Source organism: Desulfosporosinus sp. I2 (assembly GCF_000960765.1).
Classification (GTDB): Bacteria; Bacillota; Desulfitobacteriia; order Desulfitobacteriales; family Desulfitobacteriaceae; genus Desulfosporosinus.
Genome location: NZ_JYNH01000090.1, coordinates 1 through 19,320, shown reverse-complemented (window position 1 = coordinate 19,320; position 19,320 = coordinate 1). Strand labels below are relative to the sequence as shown.

General features: G+C 43.8%; 19 protein-coding genes. 14 read left to right on the top strand and 5 right to left on the bottom strand.

The features are described from left to right. Both UF75_RS17480 and UF75_RS17475 read left to right on the top strand, forming a co-directional pair. Positions 1-436, top strand: a 436-nt coding sequence (locus UF75_RS17480) for an RNA-guided endonuclease TnpB family protein (RefSeq protein WP_045575864.1), incomplete at its 5' end; no start/stop codon positions are given. A gap of 221 nt (positions 437-657) precedes the next feature. Further along, positions 658-1,134: a DUF5317 domain-containing protein gene (locus tag UF75_RS17475; RefSeq protein ID WP_242860305.1), complete on the top strand. Its 477-nt coding sequence runs from the start codon at positions 658-660 to the stop codon at positions 1,132-1,134. Between the two features lie 12 nt (positions 1,135-1,146). Here UF75_RS17475 and UF75_RS17470 read toward each other — a convergent pair whose 3' ends face one another. The 4 genes from UF75_RS17470 to UF75_RS17455 form a co-directional block, all read right to left on the bottom strand. After that, entirely contained in the window at positions 1,147-1,863 is a 717-nt protein-coding gene (locus UF75_RS17470) for a tRNA threonylcarbamoyladenosine dehydratase (protein WP_045575862.1), read from the bottom strand. Positions 1,864-2,010: 147 nt separating this feature from the next. Further along, positions 2,011-3,753, bottom strand: a complete 1,743-nt coding sequence (locus UF75_RS17465; protein ID WP_045575861.1) for an NADH-dependent [FeFe] hydrogenase, group A6 — start codon at positions 3,751-3,753, stop codon at positions 2,011-2,013. A gap of 25 nt (positions 3,754-3,778) precedes the next feature. Continuing rightward, complete coding sequence (locus tag UF75_RS17460; RefSeq protein ID WP_045575860.1) at positions 3,779-5,662, bottom strand: NADH-quinone oxidoreductase subunit NuoF; 1,884 nt, start codon at positions 5,660-5,662, stop codon at positions 3,779-3,781. 142 nt (positions 5,663-5,804) lie between these two features. After that, positions 5,805-6,296 (bottom strand): NAD(P)H-dependent oxidoreductase subunit E, encoded by a 492-nt coding sequence (locus UF75_RS17455; protein ID WP_045575859.1) that lies wholly within the window; start codon positions 6,294-6,296, stop codon positions 5,805-5,807. 200 nt (positions 6,297-6,496) lie between these two features. Between UF75_RS17455 and UF75_RS17450 the strand changes: the two genes are divergently transcribed. The 10 genes from UF75_RS17450 to UF75_RS30790 all read left to right on the top strand — a co-directional run bounded on the left by UF75_RS17450 (position 6,497) and on the right by UF75_RS30790 (position 15,416). Next, complete coding sequence (locus tag UF75_RS17450; RefSeq protein WP_045575858.1) at positions 6,497-6,913, top strand: MerR family DNA-binding transcriptional regulator; 417 nt, start codon at positions 6,497-6,499, stop codon at positions 6,911-6,913. A 32-nt stretch (positions 6,914-6,945) separates the two neighbouring features. Further along, positions 6,946-8,190 carry an acyl-CoA dehydrogenase family protein gene (locus UF75_RS17445; RefSeq protein ID WP_045575857.1) on the top strand — a complete coding sequence of 415 codons (1,245 nt, stop codon included), beginning with the start codon at positions 6,946-6,948 and terminating at the stop codon, positions 8,188-8,190. A 195-nt stretch (positions 8,191-8,385) separates the two neighbouring features. Then, positions 8,386-8,844 carry a MarR family transcriptional regulator gene (locus tag UF75_RS17440; protein ID WP_052693396.1) on the top strand — a complete coding sequence of 153 codons (459 nt, stop codon included), beginning with the start codon at positions 8,386-8,388 and terminating at the stop codon, positions 8,842-8,844. A gap of 16 nt (positions 8,845-8,860) precedes the next feature. After that, complete coding sequence (locus UF75_RS17435; protein WP_045575856.1) at positions 8,861-10,048, top strand: tetracycline resistance MFS efflux pump; 1,188 nt, start codon at positions 8,861-8,863, stop codon at positions 10,046-10,048. A gap of 52 nt (positions 10,049-10,100) precedes the next feature. Beyond that, a complete protein-coding gene (locus tag UF75_RS17430; RefSeq protein WP_045575855.1) occupies positions 10,101-11,315 on the top strand; it encodes a DUF445 domain-containing protein in 1,215 nt (404 codons plus the stop codon). Beyond that, on the top strand, positions 11,312-12,634 hold the full coding sequence (locus tag UF75_RS17425) for a DUF445 domain-containing protein (RefSeq protein ID WP_045575854.1): 1,323 nt from the start codon (positions 11,312-11,314) through the stop codon (positions 12,632-12,634). The genes UF75_RS17430 and UF75_RS17425 overlap by 4 nt, the downstream gene beginning before the upstream one ends. Before the next feature lie 115 nt (positions 12,635-12,749). After that, the gene (locus tag UF75_RS28445; RefSeq protein ID WP_156146492.1) at positions 12,750-12,911 is read left to right on the top strand and encodes a hypothetical protein; all 162 of its coding nucleotides are present in this window, start codon (positions 12,750-12,752) and stop codon (positions 12,909-12,911) included. 226 nt (positions 12,912-13,137) lie between these two features. Beyond that, positions 13,138-14,367, top strand: a complete 1,230-nt coding sequence (locus UF75_RS17420; protein WP_045575853.1) for an ammonium transporter — start codon at positions 13,138-13,140, stop codon at positions 14,365-14,367. Positions 14,368-14,493: 126 nt separating this feature from the next. Then, entirely contained in the window at positions 14,494-14,832 is a 339-nt protein-coding gene (locus tag UF75_RS17415) for a P-II family nitrogen regulator (protein ID WP_045575852.1), read from the top strand. A 449-nt stretch (positions 14,833-15,281) separates the two neighbouring features. Next, positions 15,282-15,416, top strand: a complete 135-nt coding sequence (locus UF75_RS30790; RefSeq protein WP_282433816.1) for a hypothetical protein — start codon at positions 15,282-15,284, stop codon at positions 15,414-15,416. Positions 15,417-15,567: 151 nt separating this feature from the next. On the opposite strand, the gene UF75_RS17405 is transcribed toward UF75_RS30790, so the two are convergent. Next, complete coding sequence (locus UF75_RS17405) at positions 15,568-16,227, bottom strand: membrane protein (RefSeq protein ID WP_045575850.1); 660 nt, start codon at positions 16,225-16,227, stop codon at positions 15,568-15,570. A 364-nt stretch (positions 16,228-16,591) separates the two neighbouring features. Between UF75_RS17405 and clpP the strand changes: the two genes are divergently transcribed. Both clpP and UF75_RS17395 read left to right on the top strand, forming a co-directional pair. Further along, complete coding sequence (clpP, locus tag UF75_RS17400; RefSeq protein WP_045575849.1) at positions 16,592-17,206, top strand: ATP-dependent Clp endopeptidase proteolytic subunit ClpP; 615 nt, start codon at positions 16,592-16,594, stop codon at positions 17,204-17,206. A 210-nt stretch (positions 17,207-17,416) separates the two neighbouring features. Then, on the top strand, positions 17,417-19,138 hold the full coding sequence (locus UF75_RS17395) for a methyl-accepting chemotaxis protein (protein ID WP_045575848.1): 1,722 nt from the start codon (positions 17,417-17,419) through the stop codon (positions 19,136-19,138). Positions 19,139-19,320: the final 182 nt, after the last annotated feature.

Genomic DNA, 19,320 nt, shown 5'->3' with positions numbered 1-19,320 from the left:
AAGCCGTTTCGTCAAAACTTGCAACATTATAAAAGTTGAAAAGCAGATTCGTATACTTCATCGAAATTTGAATGGAATTAGAAGTAATCATATCCATCAAGCCACTAATACAATTGTGAAAACCAAACCTTGTAAAGTGGTTATGGAAACCTTGAATATCAAGGGGATGATGAAGAATCGACATCTATCTAAAGCTATTGCCAAACAAAAGCTTTATGACTTCAAGTCAAAGCTTCAATATAAGTGTGAGAAACGTGGTATTGAATTCATGGAAGTTGATAAGTGGTTCCCATCGAGCAAGATGTGTTCCAACTGTGGAACTATAAAGCAAGACTTGAAGTTATCTGATAGGGTATACAGATGTGAGTGTGGCTTAGTGATAGATAGAGATTATAATGCTTCCATAAATCTTTCGAGGTATCAATTAGTAGTCTAGTCACTTGATCGACACTACTAATGTGTACGATTCGTTGCATCGGAATTTACGCCTGTGGAGTGTTATATCAAACGAAAGTAGTCTTCGGATAAAATCGGACACAATGAATCAGGAAGCAAACAGAACTTTTATATACCTTTATAAGGTTTTGGCAACGGTGAAGTATGCTCATAGAAACCCTGATCCTAGCATTATTATTTGGTTTGTTAAGAGGGGGAAAAATGAGTCGTCTGGGTGAGCTCGTCCTTCGGGAATCTTGGCTGGTCCCAGTAGCTCTTTTAATACAGAGTGGCCTTTATTGGGCAGCTGTTCATGGAATTGGTTTTGGCCCGAGTTGGCTGGTCCAGTTGCTAGGTACAGGGTCCTACTTTTTATTGTTATTCTTTACCTTTCGCAATATTTCCTTGCCGGGTATGCGTTGGCTGACCTTCGGTATTCTGCTTAATACTCTCGTGATTGCCTTGAACGGAGGAGTAATGCCAGTCGATCCATTGTTTCTCCCGGAGCAAAGCCGCAAAGCATTGCTAGAGGGGATGGGTACTCATGGGCTGATGACCTCAATGACTCACCTCAGCTTCTTAGCGGACCGCTTCTATCTGGCTATTCCAGGACTGGGAAAACAAGTGTTCAGTGTTGGGGATGTTCTTATTGATATAGGCGTTTTTCTCTTGGTTTATAAGACGCAAAAACGCCTTTAGACATTGAACCTATCATGCTTTCCGTTCGGAACCTTGCAATAAATCTCGTATTACTTCCCCAGCTATTAGAAGTCCAACCACAGAAGGAACAAAGGAAATGCTCCCTGGGATTTGGCGGTTCTCGTTGGAGGAGATCGGGGTTAACGGAAGGTCCGGGCTAAACACAACCTTAATCCCTTGAGTGATGCCTTCTTTGCGGAGAAGTTTACGCATGGCCTTAGCCAGTGGGTCTCCACTGGTCTTAGAGATGTCTGTTACTTTGTAATTTTCAGCAGTAAGACGATTTCCCGCCCCCATACTCGATATAAAGGACACTTTGCGCTGTAAACATTCTTTGGCTAAATTCACCTTACTTGAAACAGTATCGATAGCATCGATGACATAGTCGAGCTCTCTATCCAGAAAGTGGTCAGCATCAGCTGCAGTATAGAACTTCTTGATCGTTTCGACATGGGCTTTAGGATTAATCTCTAGAATTCGGCGTTTCATGACCTCAATTTTTGCCATGCCCACAGTGGAGTGAAGGGCGTGTAATTGGCGGTTAATATTTGTGAGACAAATATCGTCATAGTCAACAAGAATTAAATGACCGATGCCTGCGCGGGCCAAGGCTTCCACTGTGTAAGAGCCAACCCCTCCGATGCCAAATATCATGACAGTGCTTTGGCGAAGTTTTTCCAGACCCGTATTTCCAATCAGTAGCTCTGTTCTAGAGAATTTGTGTTGCATCCTGTCCTCCATTGATTTGTTTTTCCTTATGAGTTTATCATAACCTTTTATATGAAACAAAGTAAGGGAAAGAGCTAGTTAGACGCGGGTAGACACAGGGACGGTTCTTCTGTCTGGAAACAGACAGAAGAACCGTCCCTGTGTCTACTAAATTTTTTGGCGCTGAGTGAAGCTTGTATGAAGCAATTGATGTGCTTTTTCTCCGTAGGGTTTGCCAATGAAATCGTTGTATAGCTTGAGGACAGCCGGATTTTCATGGGACTTGCGCAAGGTTTTGGAACGATCTTCTTTATATATGGCGCTAGCACGGGCTTGTAGAATTTCCAGGTTCCCATGATGATAAGGTTGTCCACCCCCTCCGATACAACCACCAGGGCAAGCCATTATCTCGATGGCATCATAATGACTTTCGCCAGATTGGATTTTCTCCAAAATGGTACGGGCATTGCCCAGACCATGGGTAACAGCAATTCGGAATTCGCGCTCCCCAATCGGAATGACAGCTTCCTTGATTCCATCCATTCCTCGAAGCGGCTCAAATTCCACGTTTTCTAAGGGTTGACCGGTCAGCCATTCGTAGGCTGTTCTTAGTGCGGCTTCGATGACCCCGCCGGTAGTTCCAAATACGACGGCAGCACCAGTTGATTCCCCTAAGGGATGATCGAATTCTTCTTCTTTTAGGAGATCAAAATGAATGCCCGCTTCCCTGATCATGCGCGAAAGTTCCCGGGTCGTGATGACGATGTCTACATCCGGGGTGACTGGGTCTTGCCCCAGTTCTGGGCGAGCTGCTTCGTATTTTTTGGCAATACAAGGCATAATTGAGACAACAGTAATTTTCTTAGGATCGATCCCATAGGTCTCTGCATAATAGCTTTTGGACAAGACTCCTAACATTTCATGAGGGGATTTGCAGGTCGATGGTATGTCCAGTAAATCCGGAAATTGATGTTCAAAGAATTTGACCCAAGCAGGGCAACAACTGGTGAGGATCGGTAGACGTCCGCCGTTCTCTATACGGTGAATCAGCTCGGTGGCTTCCTCCATAATCGTCACATCAGCCCCAAACTCTGTATCAAAGACACGGTCAAATCCAAGTCTCCGGAGAGCGGAAACCATTTTGCCAGTCACAATCGTTCCTGGCTCCAGCCCGAACCCTTCTCCGAGGGCGACTCGTACGGCGGGTGCCGTTTCGACAATTACGTAGCGGGTCGGATCGTTAAGGGCTTTCCAAACTTTGTCGACTTGATCTAGTTCCATCAAAGCGCCCGTTGGACATACTGCTACACATTGTCCACAGAACGTGCAAGAGGTCTCGTGTTGAGGTAAATCGAAGGCGGTTTTAACCACCGTTTCGAACCCACGCCCCACAGCAGAGTAAACGCCAACCGTTTGAACATCGTTGCACATCGTTTCACAGCGGCGGCAACGAATACATTTATTGGGGTCGCGAATAATAGCTAGGCTGGATTTATCAATATCAAACTCAGATTCTTCCCCTTCGTAGGAGATATTCCGTACACCTAGATCTGCAGCAAGAGATTGGAGGTCACAGTCTAAGTTTTTGGCACAGGTTAAACAAGATTTAGGATGGTCAGAAAGCAGCAGCTCAACCATGGTCCGTCTGCCCTGGATGGCACGCAGAGTATCTGTTTTAACGACCATGCCACTGAATACTGGAGTTGAGCAAGCGGGGGCCAAATTGCGTCGACCCTCGACTTCGACCACACACACTCGGCAGGAAGCAATGTGATTATTCATTCTCATCTCATGTAGATTGAGATAGCATAAGGTCGGAATGTCAATGTTTATAGTCCGCGCAGCGTCCAAAATGGACATTCCTTCTGGAACAGTAAGGGATATGTCATTGATGGTCAGTTGAATATCCATAACGGGATCCTCCTTTAGGGGTATCTTAATGGCGGATAATAGCACCGAAACGGCATTTTTCCATACATGCCCCGCATTTGAGGCAACGTTCTTCGTCGATGACGTGAGGTTCCTTAGCGGAGCCTGTAATGCAGTTAGCCGGGCAGTTTTTGGCGCAAAGAGTACACCCTTTGCATTTGTCAGTAATCTTATACTTCAGTAAACTTTTGCAAACTCCCGCTGGACAAGATTTATCGACGATATGGGCCAGGTATTCGTCTCTGAAATACTCCAAAGTGGAAAGAATGGGGTTGGGCGCACTTTGTCCAAGCCCACAAAGAGAAGTATCCTTAATGATCTTACTCAATTTCTCCAGACTATCTAAATCATCTAAGGATCCTTTGCCTTCCGTGATTTTGGTTAGGGTTTCATGAAGACGTTTCGTACCGACTCGGCAGGCGGTGCACCGACCGCAGGACTCATCCACCGTGAATTCGAGGAAGAACTTAGCGATATTGACCATACAATCGCTATCATCCATGACAATCAGGCCTCCAGAGCCCATCATGGAGCCGATGGAGATTAAGGATTCATAATCGATAGGGGTGTCCAAATATTTGGTGGGTATGCACCCGCCAGAGGGTCCGCCAGTTTGGGCCGCTTTAAAGTTTCTGTGGTGTTTTATCCCACCCCCGATGTCAAAAATAATTTGTCGGAGGGTTGTTCCCATTGGGACTTCCACTAGACCAACATTGTTGACTTTTCCAGCTAAGGCAAAAACCTTGGTTCCTTTACTTTTTTCCGTTCCGATACTGGCAAACCAGTCGGCACCCCTTAAAATAATGGGGGAGATATTCGCGAGCGTTTCCACATTATTAACACAGGTGGGCTTGCCCCAAAGTCCCTTTTGTGCAGGGAAGGGAGGTTTGACCGAAGGCTCCCCTCGAGCGCCTTCGATGGAATGAATAAGAGCCGTTTCTTCTCCACACACAAAGGCTCCGGCCCCGTATTTTATTTCAACATCAAAGCAAAAATCACTGCCTAAAATTTCTTTCCCAAGCAAACCATATTCCCTAGCTTGGGAAATAGCGATTTCTAAACGGTGAATAGCTAGAGGGTATTCAGCACGAATATAAATAAATCCATGGGTTGACCCGATCACGGAGCCTGCAATAAGCATAGCTTCTAAGACACTATGCGGGTCGCCTTCAAGGATGGAGCGGTCCATAAAAGCGCCTGGATCTCCCTCGTCAGCATTACAGATAATATAGCGTTGCTTCGCCTCACCCTGACGCGTTAATTCCCACTTTACGCCAGTGGGAAATCCACCGCCGCCTCGCCCACGAAGACCACTTTTTTTGATCTCAGCTATAACCGAGTCGGGAGTCATCTTAAAAAGAACTTTGGCTAAGGCCTGATATCCATCGGCTGCGATATATTCGCGAATGTTTTCAGGTGCAATATAGCTACAGTTACGGAGAGCGATACGAAGTTGATTGTGATAGAAAGGGAGGTCAGAGGCAAAACGCTTTTCTGTGTTGGGCTCAATATAGAGAAGTCGTTCGAGTTGTTTCCCCTGGATGAAGTGTTCCTCAACGATATCTGTTACATCGGCGGTGGAAACTTCTACATAGAGAGTATTATCAGGGTGGATTTCCAAAATTGGTCCTTTTTCACAAAACCCGAAGCAACCTGTTTGGAGTACTTCAACTTGATCGGACAATCCGCGTCGTTCTAGTTCCTCTTTAAGAAGTTTAGCGATCTCAGGACTATCCGAAGCATGGCATCCGGTTCCACCACAAACCATAATATGCCGAGGTTTACTTTGGGCGTCCATAGTTGAAATTGGTATAGAGACACGTCGATTTTCGAGAAGAGCTAGGCTTTTTGCCCTTAGCGCATTTAGCGCAGCGGTGTCTTTAAGTTTCATATGACTTCCCTTCCTTTAGTCGAGGTTCGAGGCGTGAGGTTCGGAGTTTGAGTTGAGTTTTTAATATCGCGCAACGGTAGAATTCAAGGTTCAGGGTCCGAATCCAGTTTTAAATATGCATATTGCACATCGCACCTCGTGCCTAGTTCCTTGCTTCCGGACGATACTTAGCAAGGACCTGGTTAATATCCTCGGTGCTTTCTAGACGTCCATGAACTTTTCCATCCACTGTCATGACTGGAGCAAGCCCACACGCTCCAATGCAACGCACAGAATCCAGAGAAAAGGAATTATCCGACGTAGTTTGCCCAGTTTTAATCCCTAGCTGATTTTCAATCTCCTGTTGTAACTTCTCAGAACCTCGCACAAAACAGGCAGTGCCCATGCAAACATTCGCTGCGTGTTGCCCGCGGGGTTTCATGGTAAAAAACGAGTAGAAACTCACGACACCATAGACTTTGGCCGAGGGAATATCTAATTTTTGGGCAATATGCCACTGCACCTTATCAGGCAGGTAACCAAAAAGTTTTTGGGCATGGTGGAGGATTAAAATAAGGTTTTCTTTTTTATAGAGCAGGCTGTCAATATAGCCATCCAACTGTTGATAGGGATCTTTAATTAATGGGTTATTCACATGGAAGTCCTCCTTTAGTATGACTATGTTCTTATAGTTCCCAGTTTTCCATGATTTAAGCGTGTAACAGGGATGCGCGGACAGCATGAAACGCCGACCCATTCACGGAATTGGATAAAAGGGGTTGACGTTCACGTAAACTGGTGTCAGAATATTATTAATATTAAATTTACGTTTTGGAAAGGAAGTGTAGTTTAGTTGTGGAACAGCCACTCGTGAGCATTTCGAATTTAGCCCAGGAATTGCTCATTACACCGAGGACCATTCGTTATTATGAGGAAATGGGATTGTTAACCCCATTCCACCACGAGAAAATGAGCCAGAGGTTATATGGCCCCCGCGAAAGGGCCCGCTTAACCTTAGTCCTTCGGGGTAAAAGGTTGGGGTTTACTCTAGCCGAAATTAAGGAAATGATCGACCTCTATGATATTGATCGCACAGAAGGCCTCCAACTTGAACGCACAGTAGCGTACGGAGAAAAGAAGTTACAGGAGCTTGAAGAAAAGATCCAAGAACTCATCCTTCTGAAAGGGGAGTTAATGGACTACCATCAGCAATTTACTGAGTTACTGAAAAAAGATGAACCACCCACCAACGATAACTTAGACAACCGGTAGAAACTTTTCATAAAACGAGGAGGAGAGAAAAAATGTTTGATTTTCTTTTGACCCATGAACAACAAAAACTTCAAAACGAAGCGATCGCCTTTGTAAAGGAAAAAGTACCCAAACAATTGATTCTGGATATGGATGCCGAAAAAGTGGTTTACCCCGTTGAATACATTAGAGACCTTGGGAAAGCCAACCTATTAGGTTTGCGTTTTCCCCCAGAGTATGGTGGCCGAGGGCTTAATTGGGTTGATGAAGTCGGAGTTCTGGAAGAAATCGGCATTTTAGGTACTAGCCTGGCGTGCCTTTATTCACTGCCTTCCATTGTTGGGGAAGCACTTGCTCGCTTTGGCTCAGAAGACCTAAAACAGCGCTATCTAAAACCTACCTTGGAAGGAAAAATCTACACCGCTGAAGCACTAACTGAACCCCGGGGCGGATCGGACTTCTTTGGGGCGACCACGTTAGCAGTACGAGATGGAGACGATTTCATCCTTAACGGGCAAAAGCGATTTGTAGTCGGGGCTGAGGGTGCGGATTATTTTATGGTGTATGCTAAAACAAATCCGGAGGGCAAGTCCCATGAAAGTATGAGTGCCTTCATCGTCGATAGGGGTCCAGGCGTTGAAGTTGGGCATGTTTATGGACTAATGGGGACTCGTGGTGGTGGCGCTGGACGAGTCGTTTTTAAGGATGTACGGATTCCTGGAAAAAACCTCTTGGGCAAAGAAAACGGAGCTACTGAAATTTTCTATCAGATGATGATCCCGGAGAGATTGACGAGTGCGGCTGGAGCCTTAGGTATGGCACGGGCAGCCTTAGAAGTTGCAACAGCTTACAGTACCAAACGCAAGGCCTTTAATCACACGATCAAGGACTTTCAAGGGGTTAGCTTTAAGGTGGCAGACTCTATCACACGCTTAGATGCTGCAAGAGCTTTGGTCTACGCAGCCGCTCGAGCTATTGATTCAGGAGTACCGGCAGCACAGGGTAGAAGATTAGTTTCAGAAGCCAAGAAATTTGCCACTAATACGGCTTGGGCTGTGGTCAACGATGCCATGCAAATCATGGGGGGGATCGGCTATACCAATGTCTACCCTGTCGAAAGGCTCTTACGTGATACACGTTTAATCATGATTTGGACGGGTACTAACGAAGTCATGGATCTAATCATTCAACATGAATATTACAAGGAATTTCAATCACAAACACAAATGCCTAAATACCGTTCGATTGAAGAGGATGCTTTAAATGCACATTTGACGGAAGAGAAAGTCTACGAATAGGTCTCGATGAAGTATACGGTCATCAGTAATGAACAAAGAGATTCAGGCGCATTGATTTCGAGCCTGAGTCTTTTTGCGTCAATTTGAAGGGTTCAATTGAAGTAAAAAGAAAGGAATAAGTACTAATTGACATAAACTATTTATGGAGATTATAATGAGGGCTATCAATGGAACTCTTATTAAGGAGTGATACCCATGACCAAAGGAAAAGAAGCTGTTCTTATGGAAGAGACAGACCTTTTGTTTAGGGCGGTATGGAAAAAGTACCAATGTTTTCTGATGCCTGAAGATAGTAACTTATCTATGCATCAGATGATGTTTTTGAAGTATTTGGAACGTCGCATTAGCTGTACTCCGTCCGATATCGCACAACAGTTCGGGATTACCTTGGGAGCGGTGACTGGATTTGTGGATCGTTTATATAAGTTAGGTCTTATCACGCGAACCCGTAGCGAGGAAGATCGACGCGTGGTTATTATTCAACTTTCACCTCAAGGGATTGAACCCTTAAAAGCCTTTGAAGAAGAAAGAAAAACAAAGTTTGCACGTATCTTTCAGAAGCTGGATCTCCTTCAAGTCTCGGAACTGAATAAAGCTCTGGAACAGTTGAACATTGTGTTGGACGATTTAACGTTAGAACAAAACGCGGTATAGATTGGAGCCTTTTTAAATGCAAAAGAAGTTTAAGCGTCCAATGGTCATCTTATTGATCATTCAATTTTTAGTAATGGTTGGGTTTGGTATTGTAATTCCCATTCTACCTTTCTTTGTGGATAAGCTAGGTGGAGGAGCCCTTTCCTTAGGGATTTTTATGTCCGCTTACTCGATTATGCAGTTCTTTTTTGCACCCTTTTGGGGGCGCATGTCCGATCGCATGGGTCGTCGACCCGTTATCCTTATTGGACTCGCTGGATATGGCTTGACGTTTCTGATGTTCGGAATGGTCAATAACCTCTACTTATTAATTGGAATTCGTGCTGTAGCCGGAATGATTTCATCTGCCACGCTACCAACAGCGATGGCCTATTTAGCGGATATAACGGAAGGGGCCGATCGTTCGAAGGGCATGGGGATGATAGGTGCTGCTATGGGGCTTGGAATGATCTTTGGACCCGCCCTGGGTGGTTGGCTTGGCCACTATAGTTTCTCCTTACCGTTTTTTGTTGCTGGAGGGTTAGCATTATTACTGCTTCCATTCACCTGGCTATTTTTACCTGAATCTTTAAAGCAACCCACCTCAGCCGTTTCCAAACGCCATAGGCCTAGGCTTACCCTAGATGTAGTAAAAAATCCCTTATTCGCACTGTTTGCGTTTAACTTTGCCTTGAATTTTACAATGTCCATGTTTGAAAGTACTTTTGCTTTGCTTTCAGCGGCCGAAGTTGGCTTTGGTCCTAAAGATATGGGGTATACGTTTGCCATAATTGGTATCTTCGGGGTATTTGTACAGGGCTTCCTAATTGGTAAATTAGTCAAGAAGTTTGGAGATGCTAGTCTCGTGAAGTTCGGAGCAGTTCTCTGCTCAATCGGATTCCTTTTGATTATTGTGACGGCAAGTGCTTCAAATGCCGTTTTATTAGTTTCCTCTACCGTAGTATATATGGTCGGTAATTCGCTCATGACCCCAACTAGTTCAAGTCTTGTAACCAAGCAAAGCACTGGGGGCCAAGGTGCTTCCCTCGGGCTTTTTCAAGCCTTTGCAAGTCTTGGAAGGATTATCGGACCCGTGACAGGAGGGGCCCTATTCGTAATCGGCATGCGGTTTCCCTATATTGCAGGCGCAGTTTTAATGCTACTCATAGTACTAGTGGCAGGGAATAAGATAAGCCCAAATCCTAAGACACTGGTACAAGAATGAAAAATAGACTAGAATAGGTGAAGAATGTTATTCTGAGCGTAGGTGAAAAATAATGACGAAAAGAAATAATACACAGACTGCTAATCTCACCCTGGGGGGTATTACCCTTGGATTTTTGTTTAGTTATCCCTTTCATGGCAGTTTCATCGGCGGGCTGATCTCAAGCGGATGTAGTGCTGGGATGATCGGAGGGCTAGCTGACTGGTTTGCGGTGACGGCTCTTTTTCGACGCCCGTTAGGAATCCGGACGGGCAAAGTGCTGCGTACAGAGATTATTCCGCACAACCGGGAACGGATCTTTGCAGCCTTAGCAAATATGGTACAGCACGAATTACTATCACAAGACGTACTCCGACGTAAATTATCCGCTTGGGACTTTTCAAAGGTGCTAATTCAAATCTTCTCAGAGCCGGAGGTTCAAAAAACTATCAATCTTCTGCTCGCCAAACTTGGTAAGGATTTGACGAACCAACGTGAGGGAGAAGAAGATGGACGTGAGTTTGAGCACTTGCTCCTAGAAAGCTTGGGTAGTTTGAATCTCGCTCAAACTCTTGTGGGAGTTTTCGAATTTTCACTGGAGCGTGGAGATGTCGATCAGCTATTAAAGGTCATTTGCCAAACAATGGATCAGTATATGGAACAACCTCTGGTAAAAGATGCGTTGATAACAACGATTGAAGCAGCTTTAATCAGGTATGGAGAGGATAATCCGGCCCGAAAAATGGTGGGAAAATTCCTGCCATCTCCTTCCGTTTTAGCACAAGGGCTTAGTAATAAAGTTACAACATCCCTACAGGATGGCACTGTTGAGCATTGGTTAAAGGCCTTCTTGCTGAGCTTTTTATTAGAACTTAAGACAAAACCTTCACTTCAGAACCATTTGAACACCATAATTCTAAACGTTATCAAAGGGACGGGGACAAGCACTCAAAATCCGTCTTTAACGCATTCCTTACTCGGACGTTTTTTAAATCAGTTAAAGGACAATTGGGATAGTAACCTAGGGAAATTTGAGCAGAATAACGATCTTAGGCTTAAAGTAGATGAAAGGGTCAAGCAAATTCTAGAAAATCAGATTGGATTGTACCATAATGCGATTGGGCGTATGGTTCGGGAAGGGCTAGACCCTCTGACGGATGACAAACTTGTCGAGTTAATTGAGGAAAAAGCCGGTAATGATTTGCAAATGATCCGGATAAACGGGTCGGTAGTTGGCGGGTTGGCCGGAATGTTAATTTATGTGCTGGGGATGGTGTTACGCTCATGAATTACCATAAAAAAGCAAACATTACGTTAGCCCTAGTTTTTGTCTTTTTTATAGGGGCAGCAGGGTTAGAACACTATTATCCCAACAGCTTTGGAATTAGTCTGATCTATTTCGTTTCAGAAGCAGCTTTAGTGGGTGGAATCGCTGATTGGTTTGCGGTCACGGCGATTTTCAGAAAGCCGCTTGGCTGGGGCTACCATACGGCACTAATTCCAAGAAATAGAGAAAAAGTCATTGAAGCGGTGGCTTCCATGGTACAAAAAGAACTCTTGGGCCTGGATATGATCCGTAGCAAAATAGAAGGAATTCCGTTTATCGAGACACTGCTTAAGTATTTGGAAAAGGAAGGTGGGTCCCATTATCTTACTGAGAAGTTAACGTTTTATATCCGAGGCTATCTTGAAAAACAAGACACAAGGCAGCTTGCCCACAAGTTAGCCGAGTTTCTTCGGGATAATGCGAAGACTTGGGACTTGACTCCGAAAATCCAAGGTTTGAGCGGGTGGGCATTAGAATACGGATATCTCGATCAAGGGCTAGATTGGGTAGCGGAAGAATTATGGGATAAAGCCTCGGAAGGGAAAACAAAAAAAGTTATTGTTCATTACCTCGAGGAAATTAAAGAAGAAAAAGTCGCAAACGGTGGAGCCATCTTTCGAACCATGTTAGGCTTTATTGAAATGTCGGATGGTTTGAATCTTGACGATGCAGCCGAAGCGTTACAGGTGGAGTTATTATTAACCTTGCGCATGCTAAAAGACCCTAAACATCCTCTGCGTTTTAGCCTGAAGGATACTTTCTTAGCTAAAACAGTCGAGTTAGGGCGGGATAGTCAGGTTAAGGAAAAAATAGAGCAATGGAAAGAGGCTGTTTTGGCAGGGGCTTTCTTTGAAGAGTTTTTAGAATCAATCATCAAGGCGATCTGCGTAGTCCCTGCCCCATCAACGTTTTCACAAGCGTCCGAGCCGGATGCCCTGTATCGTGCGCTACACCCATACATAGATCAGTACTGGGTAATTGTTCGGGAAAATAAGGTATTTCAGAAGATGATCAATGCATTTATTGCGGATACCTTATGCCAAGTGATTAAAAACGAACATGACTTGATCGGCAATATAGTCAGAGAGACCTTAGCATCATACACTGACCAGGACCTTAACCAATTTGTCGAGGACAAAGCAGGCAACGACCTACAATGGATCCGAATTAATGGTTCGATGATCGGTGGAGTCGTGGGGCTCATCTTGTTTCTGTTTTTGAATTTTGTCTATAATCCCTTAATCATGCCGGTGATCAGGGAATTCATTCAAATATATTGAGCAATTGGAGTTAGTGCAATCAGTGTAATTAACGTAATTAGCAGTTCTTTTTTCCCGTAATGTGAATAACAATTTTTAGGTAGATAAAATGTTAGGTGCGAAGGGGGAAGGGGACATGGTCGAGTTTACGTCCCATGAGCTGGAAATTATTGAAGTAGCCCTAGTTCAATATATGAAAAGGCTGGAAAGCGGAGTTTTTGCCGAGCGCGAGCGTGGGCGAATTCAAGTAATTCTTGAGAAAATTGACAATTTGTCTAATGATATGGAAAAGTTATAACTTTTTTGTGGATCTAGTATTGTTATCGAAATCGGTCATTAACCTGTGAAAGGTATACAGGATTCATGAGATAAGGGTATTGTAAAATGTTCCTTCTTCAGTTAGAATATCAAACATAAGGTGTGCACACCGATAACCCGCGGAAAGAAAAAGCAAAGCAAAGGCGCTTTGAGCATACTCGCAAGAGTAGCTCAAAGCGCCTTTTATTTCACGAGGAGGAATGATGATGGATACGGGAGATACAGGATTTGTTATGATTTCGACAGCACTAGTTTTTCTAATGACACCCGGGTTAGCTCTTTTCTATGGTGGTATGGTTCGTAAAAAGAATGTTCTTAGTACCTTGATGCATAGTTGGATCATTATGGGGATCATGTCTTTGCAGTGGATTTTAGTGGGATATACTTTGGCCTTTGGGACAGATTATCATGGTCTAATTGGAGGTTTAGACTGGCTGGGGTTAAATGGAGTCGGTATGGAGCCTAACTTGGATTATGCGGCTACCATCCCAGCGGTTGTCTTTATGGCGTTTCAAATGATGTTTGCGATCATTACTCCCGCCTTAATAAGCGGTTCTATCGCAGAACGGATGCGTTTTCCCGCCTTTACTGTCTTCATACTATTGTGGGCAACCCTCGTTTATGATCCTTTGGCCCATTGGGTTTGGGGTGTGGGTGGCTTCTTAAGGACTTTCGGTGCGTTGGACTTTGCCGGAGGAAACGTGGTGCATATCAGTTCAGGATACTCCGCCTTAATAGTGGCCTTAGTGCTCGGAAAACGCAAAGGGTTGGGTAAAGACTCCATGGCTCCGCATCACGTTCCGATGACCGTTTTAGGAGCTGGTCTCCTCTGGTTTGGTTGGTTTGGCTTTAATGCAGGCAGTGCCCTAGGTGCGAATGGTCTAGCAGGAATGGCCTTTGTCAATACTAACACAGCTGCTGCTGCTGCAGCTATCGCTTGGGCAGTAGTAGAACGTATCCATAGAGGAAAATCCACCATTCTAGGCACAGCCAGTGGTGCAGTGGCAGGTTTAGTAGCCATAACCCCGGGCGCAGGATTTGTAACTCCTCTCTCTTCCATATTTATCGGATTAGTTGGCGGTACGGTTTGTTATCTAGCAATCAGCGTAATGAAAGCAAAATTCGGATACGATGATGCCTTAGATGCCTTTGGCTGCCATGGAATAGGTGGAACCTGGGGAGCCTTGGCAACAGGGATCTTTGCTACCACCACCATTAATCCAGCGGGTGCAGACGGCTTGTTCTACGGGAATGCATCGCTCCTAGGAATCCAGGCTATAAGCGTGGGGATTACGATTGTCTTTACCGGAGCAGCAACATTTATCATATTAAAGGGAATTGCTCTCTTCATGAAACTTCGTGTCAATGAGGAACAAGAATCCATAGGCTTAGATTTATCGTTACACGGTGAGACCGCTTATTCTGAATTCGTCTAAACGGATGCCAGACAGTGAATGCAAGTTAGGGACGAATGCAAGTTAGGTACGGTTCTCAACTTGCATAACTTGCTAGGTAACATAATTTTGAGTTTGAATTAACCAAATTGTATTGGAGTGATTTAGGTGAAGAAAATAGAGGCGATTATCCGTCCTGGAAAGTTAGACAATGTGAAAGATGCTTTGGGGAAGCATGGGGTTAATGGTTTGACCGTTACCCAAGTAATCGGGTGTGGTAAACAAAAAGGGAATACGCAGATCTATCGAGGTGTGGAATATACCATACATCTAATTCCTAAGGTCAAGATTGAGATCGTTGTATTAGATCAATTCGTAGATGAGGTTATTCAGATTATTAAGCAAGAAGCACGAACTGGTGAGATCGGGGACGGAAAAATTTTTGTTACTCCCGTCGAAAATGCTTACACTATAAGGACGGGTGATAGTGGGGAAAAAGCTTTATAGTAAACTCGAGTTTACTGCACCTGAAGTGGAAAACCAGAGAGACGCCTACTTACAAGAAGTGGGCGTCTCAACGTTATGAACAAATAGTTGAAACTATAAAGAATTTAAGCCAAAGAATTCGTTTACCCAAGGCAGACGGATTCTTTGTCTATGAGAAGCCATTAAACTTTGCCCGCGAAAGCCGAATAGCTTAATTTCAAAAAAGGTCCATAAAATAATTGGTAAAAAATGGAACAATAACAATTAACAATCGTATACTGTATCAAAGAATGAAAGGGGGATTTGAAATGGCATTCGGAGCTGGCGGAGTTGGCGGAGCTTGTGGCGGTGGCATTGGCGCTGGTATTGCGGCCGTAGTTGTAATAATTTTACTCCTCATTGCAATGGGAATTGTATTCTAAACCCTCAAACTCTTACGTTCATGGATCGAATTTGAAGGAGGTATAATAATGTACGGATATGGTGGATATGCAGGTGCTGGTTGTGGTTGCCGAGTAGCCCCGGTTGCTGTTGGTACGGGTGTAGGCGTAGGGATTATCGCGATCGCAATATTAATCTTGATTGCTTTAGGAGTTATCTTCTAAAAATCTTAAAAGTAAGGTCTCTCTGGAGGGGGACCTTTTCATATTTATCCAGTTGTAAGACTCCCACTCATCATCGGCACTCATTTATACATAATACTTGATCCAACTTATGTAACTGACGGACAGTTATAGAGAACTGTCCAAATGTTGGCTAACGCTTTTGAGCAAGAAGGAGTTGAATTCCTGTAGCTAACGTGAAGAGATTAAACGCAATTTCGGTGGCAATTAAAGCGCGGGCAGTCAGATTTTCCGGCAGGATGTCCCCTAAGTTTGCAGTAGCCATCGTGGTAATACTGAAATATAAAAATGATAAAAATTGGGTTATTAAATCATCCCCTACATTACCCTTGAAACTTGAAGGGAAAAATCTGTAGAGGAGAAGATACTCTGTTGTGAAAAGAAGGATAACTGAGACAAGTGCTCCCCCGATCGGATAAACAAAACTACGAACGTGGGCTTTTGGATCAGTTACGACATGGGATATGCAAAAAGAAACAGCAACTGTAGCACCAATAGAATACCCAACGATGGCTAATTTGAAGAGGGTCCCTCCAAAATGTTTGATAAGGTCATTCTCTTCACTAGAAAAAAGGCTGAGGAAAAGACTACCCGCTATCCCAAAAAACGTGGGATATAACAGTTCCCAATAGCTTGGTGTAAGCGTTGTACCCGAAGGAAGGATCGGTGAGCGTGGAGCGACACCGTGAGATTTAGGAATTAGAGGTTGATACCTCCGAATGAGGTTTGGATTTATCGAATAAGGTCCATAATCGGTTGGATAAGGGGTAAATCCGTTCTTAGATTGATCCACGTTTGAAATCCCACCTTTTCGCAGATAGTTAATACCATTATATTCCAAGTGGCGGATTAGGTTAAGAAGAGATATCAATGAGATGACAGAGGAAAAGAGCCTGTTTTTTGCAACCCGAAGGAGGATAATGGAGAATTTTGGAGAAATATAAGAAGAAATATATCATTCTTAAATATATTAGGCAATAATACATGAATAAGGAGTGAAGATGAGTTAAAACTGGCACAAGGGGGACAACTATTTTCGTGAAGTTCAAGAAAACATTTGACCTTACCTGACCTTTGTACTAAAATAAAGTTAATCGGCAAGAATATAATGAGTAGAAATGCAGTACGCTAAATAAAGAGAATAGGGGGAATTGTGAATGGGTTATCTAGTCCCAATGGTAGTGGAACAAACGAATCGTGGGGAGCGCTCCTACGATATATACTCCCGATTATTAAAAGACCGGATTATTTTCCTCGGGGGTGGTATCGATGATGATGTGTCCAATCTTATAGTAGCGCAAATGCTCTTCCTTGAAGCGGAAGATCCAGAAAAGGATATTAATCTTTACATTAATAGCCCAGGTGGTTCCATTACAGCCGGTATGGCCATATATGATACTATGCAGTACATTCGCTCAGATGTCCGTACGATTTGCATTGGTATGGCAGCAAGTATGGGTGCCTTCCTTCTAGCGAGCGGTGCTAAGGGGAAACGGGTTGCGCTACCTAACTCGGAAGTCTTAATCCATCAACCGTTAATCGGTGGTCATGGTTTATCTGGGCAAGCGACTGAGATTGAAATTCATGCTAGGCAATTGCTTCGGACCAAAGCAAAAATGAACAAAATCCTTGCCGAAAGAACTGGGCAACCCATTGAGAAGGTTGAAAAAGATACTGAGCGCGACTATTATATGACGGCCGAAGAAGCCAAAGAATACGGCCTTGTTGATCAAGTCTTAGAAAAAGTTGAGACTGTTGTCGAAAATAAATAGGTGAAGATTTTCAACTAAACGTAAGAGTGATTAAACGCTCTTGCGTTTTTTTGTTTGGCTTGACCTAAGGTTTACGAGACTCTCCACCTATAGAAGTGAAGGAAATTGCAAAACAGACAAAATTTTACCAATTGCAACATTTCAAAAAGGATATTCCAACCAGATGTAGAATTAATGCTAATCTAGACAGCATTGCAAGGAGTGGAAGATTTGAATTACAGAAATTTAAGGCTTGGCATTCAAGTCACGGCGTTGATGCTCTTTATTGCCTTGGCGGCCGGCGTGGTTGGAGCGATCGGGATTTATGGGATGTCTCAGTTGCACGATAATTCAAATCAGGTCTATCAACAGGATGTAGTTCCCATGAACGTACTCTCCCAGATGCATTTTGACGCACAGGCCTATCGCTCTAATGTCGTCTTAGCTGTTAGTGCTCGCTCAACCGATGAGCGTGAGAAATTTTTAGACCAAATTGATGTAAAAAAAGATGCGATGATTAAACACATGGCGAAGGTTGAAGCCTTTTCTAAAACGCCCGAAGAAGATGAAGCTTGGAAACAGTTTAAACTCGCATGGAATGATTATGTTATTTCAGCACAAGTTACCATTCAAGATGCCGTGGAAAATAGGCTAGAGGAGTCTAAGGCCAATATGTTTGGAGTTGCTGGCACCAAAAATCAGATCGCAGCAGATATGTTGCAAAAAATGGTTGACTCAAAAATGGATAAAGTAAACACGAATAGTACGGATAAGACGAACCAAATTTTCACTAAGACCTCAAAACTGTCTATAATACTTATAGTATTAGATGTTCTGGTCAGCATCCTGATTGGCTGGGTTCTTAGCCGTGCTCTCAGTAAGATGATGAGCAATCTAGTACTCAATGCGAACGAAATTGCTGCGGGGGATATTGTACGCAAGAAAAAGTCTCCTTGGAAGCCATGGAATCGCGAAGGATTAGAGTTACAAAAGGCTTTTGGAGATATGGTCATTTCACTGAGAGAAATCATCTTGAAAGTGGTAGGCATGGCGGATCAATTAACGATAACTGCTCAAGAAATGCGTTCCGGCGCTGAGCAATCGGCACAAAGCGCAGAACAAGTGGCAACGTCAGCAAGCACGATTGCGATTGATTCACAACTACAAGTTAAGGAAATGACGGAAAACTATCAACGGATGAGCCAAGTAATCGATGAACTTAATACGACTGAGAAGCATGCAGAGAAAGTAAGCTTGGCTTCAAGACGTTCTGCCGAACTTTCACAGCATGGAAATCTCGCGCTTGGACAAGTAGTCGGACAAATGAAGGATATTGAGAATCAGGTCCATAATCTGAGCCGAGTCATAGGACAAGTGGATGAAAAGTCAGAGGAGATCGCTACGACAGTGCAAATAATTGATAGTATCGCGCAGCAGACAAATCTCTTAGCTTTAAATGCAGCGATTGAAGCCGCACGTGCTGGAGAGAATGGCCGGGGATTCGCAGTGGTTGCAGAAGAGGTGCGCAAACTTGCCGAACAAGTCCAAACTAGCCTAGTTGAAATTTCTCAACGAGTCAACGAAATGCAACAAGCTTCCCAAAGTGCGCATCAAGGCATGAAATCTAGTGTGGAGAGCGTAAACCAAGGGAGCATTTATTTAAAAGAGATATCAGACCAGTTTTCTATCATTCTAACTTCAGTAGAAGAAAGTACTGAATTGGCCCAGAATATTGAAATGACTGTGCAGAAAGTACAGCAAGATGGGGAAACCATTAAACTTGGTATGAATAACGTGGTAAATCAAGCAGAAGCTACGTCTGCTGGGACCCAAACTACCGCTGCAGCGGCAGAAGAACAAAACGCTTCCGTTGAAGAGTTGTTTGCCTCTGCCGAAAATTTAAATGAAATGGCAGGGGAATTGAAGCAGTTAATGGACCACTTCAAACTTTAGACTCTAGACTCTAGACTCTAGACTCCGAATGAGCGGGCTAACTTTTTAACATGACGTGAAGGTGTATCAGGAGTAGCCTATAATGAGTAATGAGTAATGAGTAATGAGTAATGAGTAATGAGTAATGAGTAATGAGTAATGAGTAATGAGGGTATAAAACGCCCTCACTTTTTCTTTTGGAT

Excerpts from the sequence above, each read along its gene's own strand:
- UF75_RS17475 (WP_242860305.1), top strand. The coding sequence starts at position 658 with ATGAGTCGTCTGGGTGAGCTCGTCCTTCGGGAATCTTGGCTGGTCCCA.
- UF75_RS17470 (WP_045575862.1), bottom strand. The coding sequence starts at position 1,863 with ATGCAACACAAATTCTCTAGAACAGAGCTACTGATTGGAAATACGGGT.
- UF75_RS17465 (WP_045575861.1), bottom strand. The coding sequence starts at position 3,753 with ATGGATATTCAACTGACCATCAATGACATATCCCTTACTGTTCCAGAA.
- UF75_RS17460 (WP_045575860.1), bottom strand. The coding sequence starts at position 5,662 with ATGAAACTTAAAGACACCGCTGCGCTAAATGCGCTAAGGGCAAAAAGC.
- UF75_RS17445 (WP_045575857.1), top strand. The coding sequence starts at position 6,946 with ATGTTTGATTTTCTTTTGACCCATGAACAACAAAAACTTCAAAACGAA.
- UF75_RS17440 (WP_052693396.1), top strand. The coding sequence starts at position 8,386 with ATGACCAAAGGAAAAGAAGCTGTTCTTATGGAAGAGACAGACCTTTTG.
- UF75_RS17435 (WP_045575856.1), top strand. The coding sequence starts at position 8,861 with ATGCAAAAGAAGTTTAAGCGTCCAATGGTCATCTTATTGATCATTCAA.
- UF75_RS17430 (WP_045575855.1), top strand. The coding sequence starts at position 10,101 with ATGACGAAAAGAAATAATACACAGACTGCTAATCTCACCCTGGGGGGT.
- UF75_RS17425 (WP_045575854.1), top strand. The coding sequence starts at position 11,312 with ATGAATTACCATAAAAAAGCAAACATTACGTTAGCCCTAGTTTTTGTC.
- UF75_RS28445 (WP_156146492.1), top strand. The coding sequence starts at position 12,750 with ATGGTCGAGTTTACGTCCCATGAGCTGGAAATTATTGAAGTAGCCCTA.
- UF75_RS17420 (WP_045575853.1), top strand. The coding sequence starts at position 13,138 with ATGGATACGGGAGATACAGGATTTGTTATGATTTCGACAGCACTAGTT.
- UF75_RS30790 (WP_282433816.1), top strand. The coding sequence starts at position 15,282 with ATGTACGGATATGGTGGATATGCAGGTGCTGGTTGTGGTTGCCGAGTA.
- clpP (WP_045575849.1), top strand. The coding sequence starts at position 16,592 with ATGGGTTATCTAGTCCCAATGGTAGTGGAACAAACGAATCGTGGGGAG.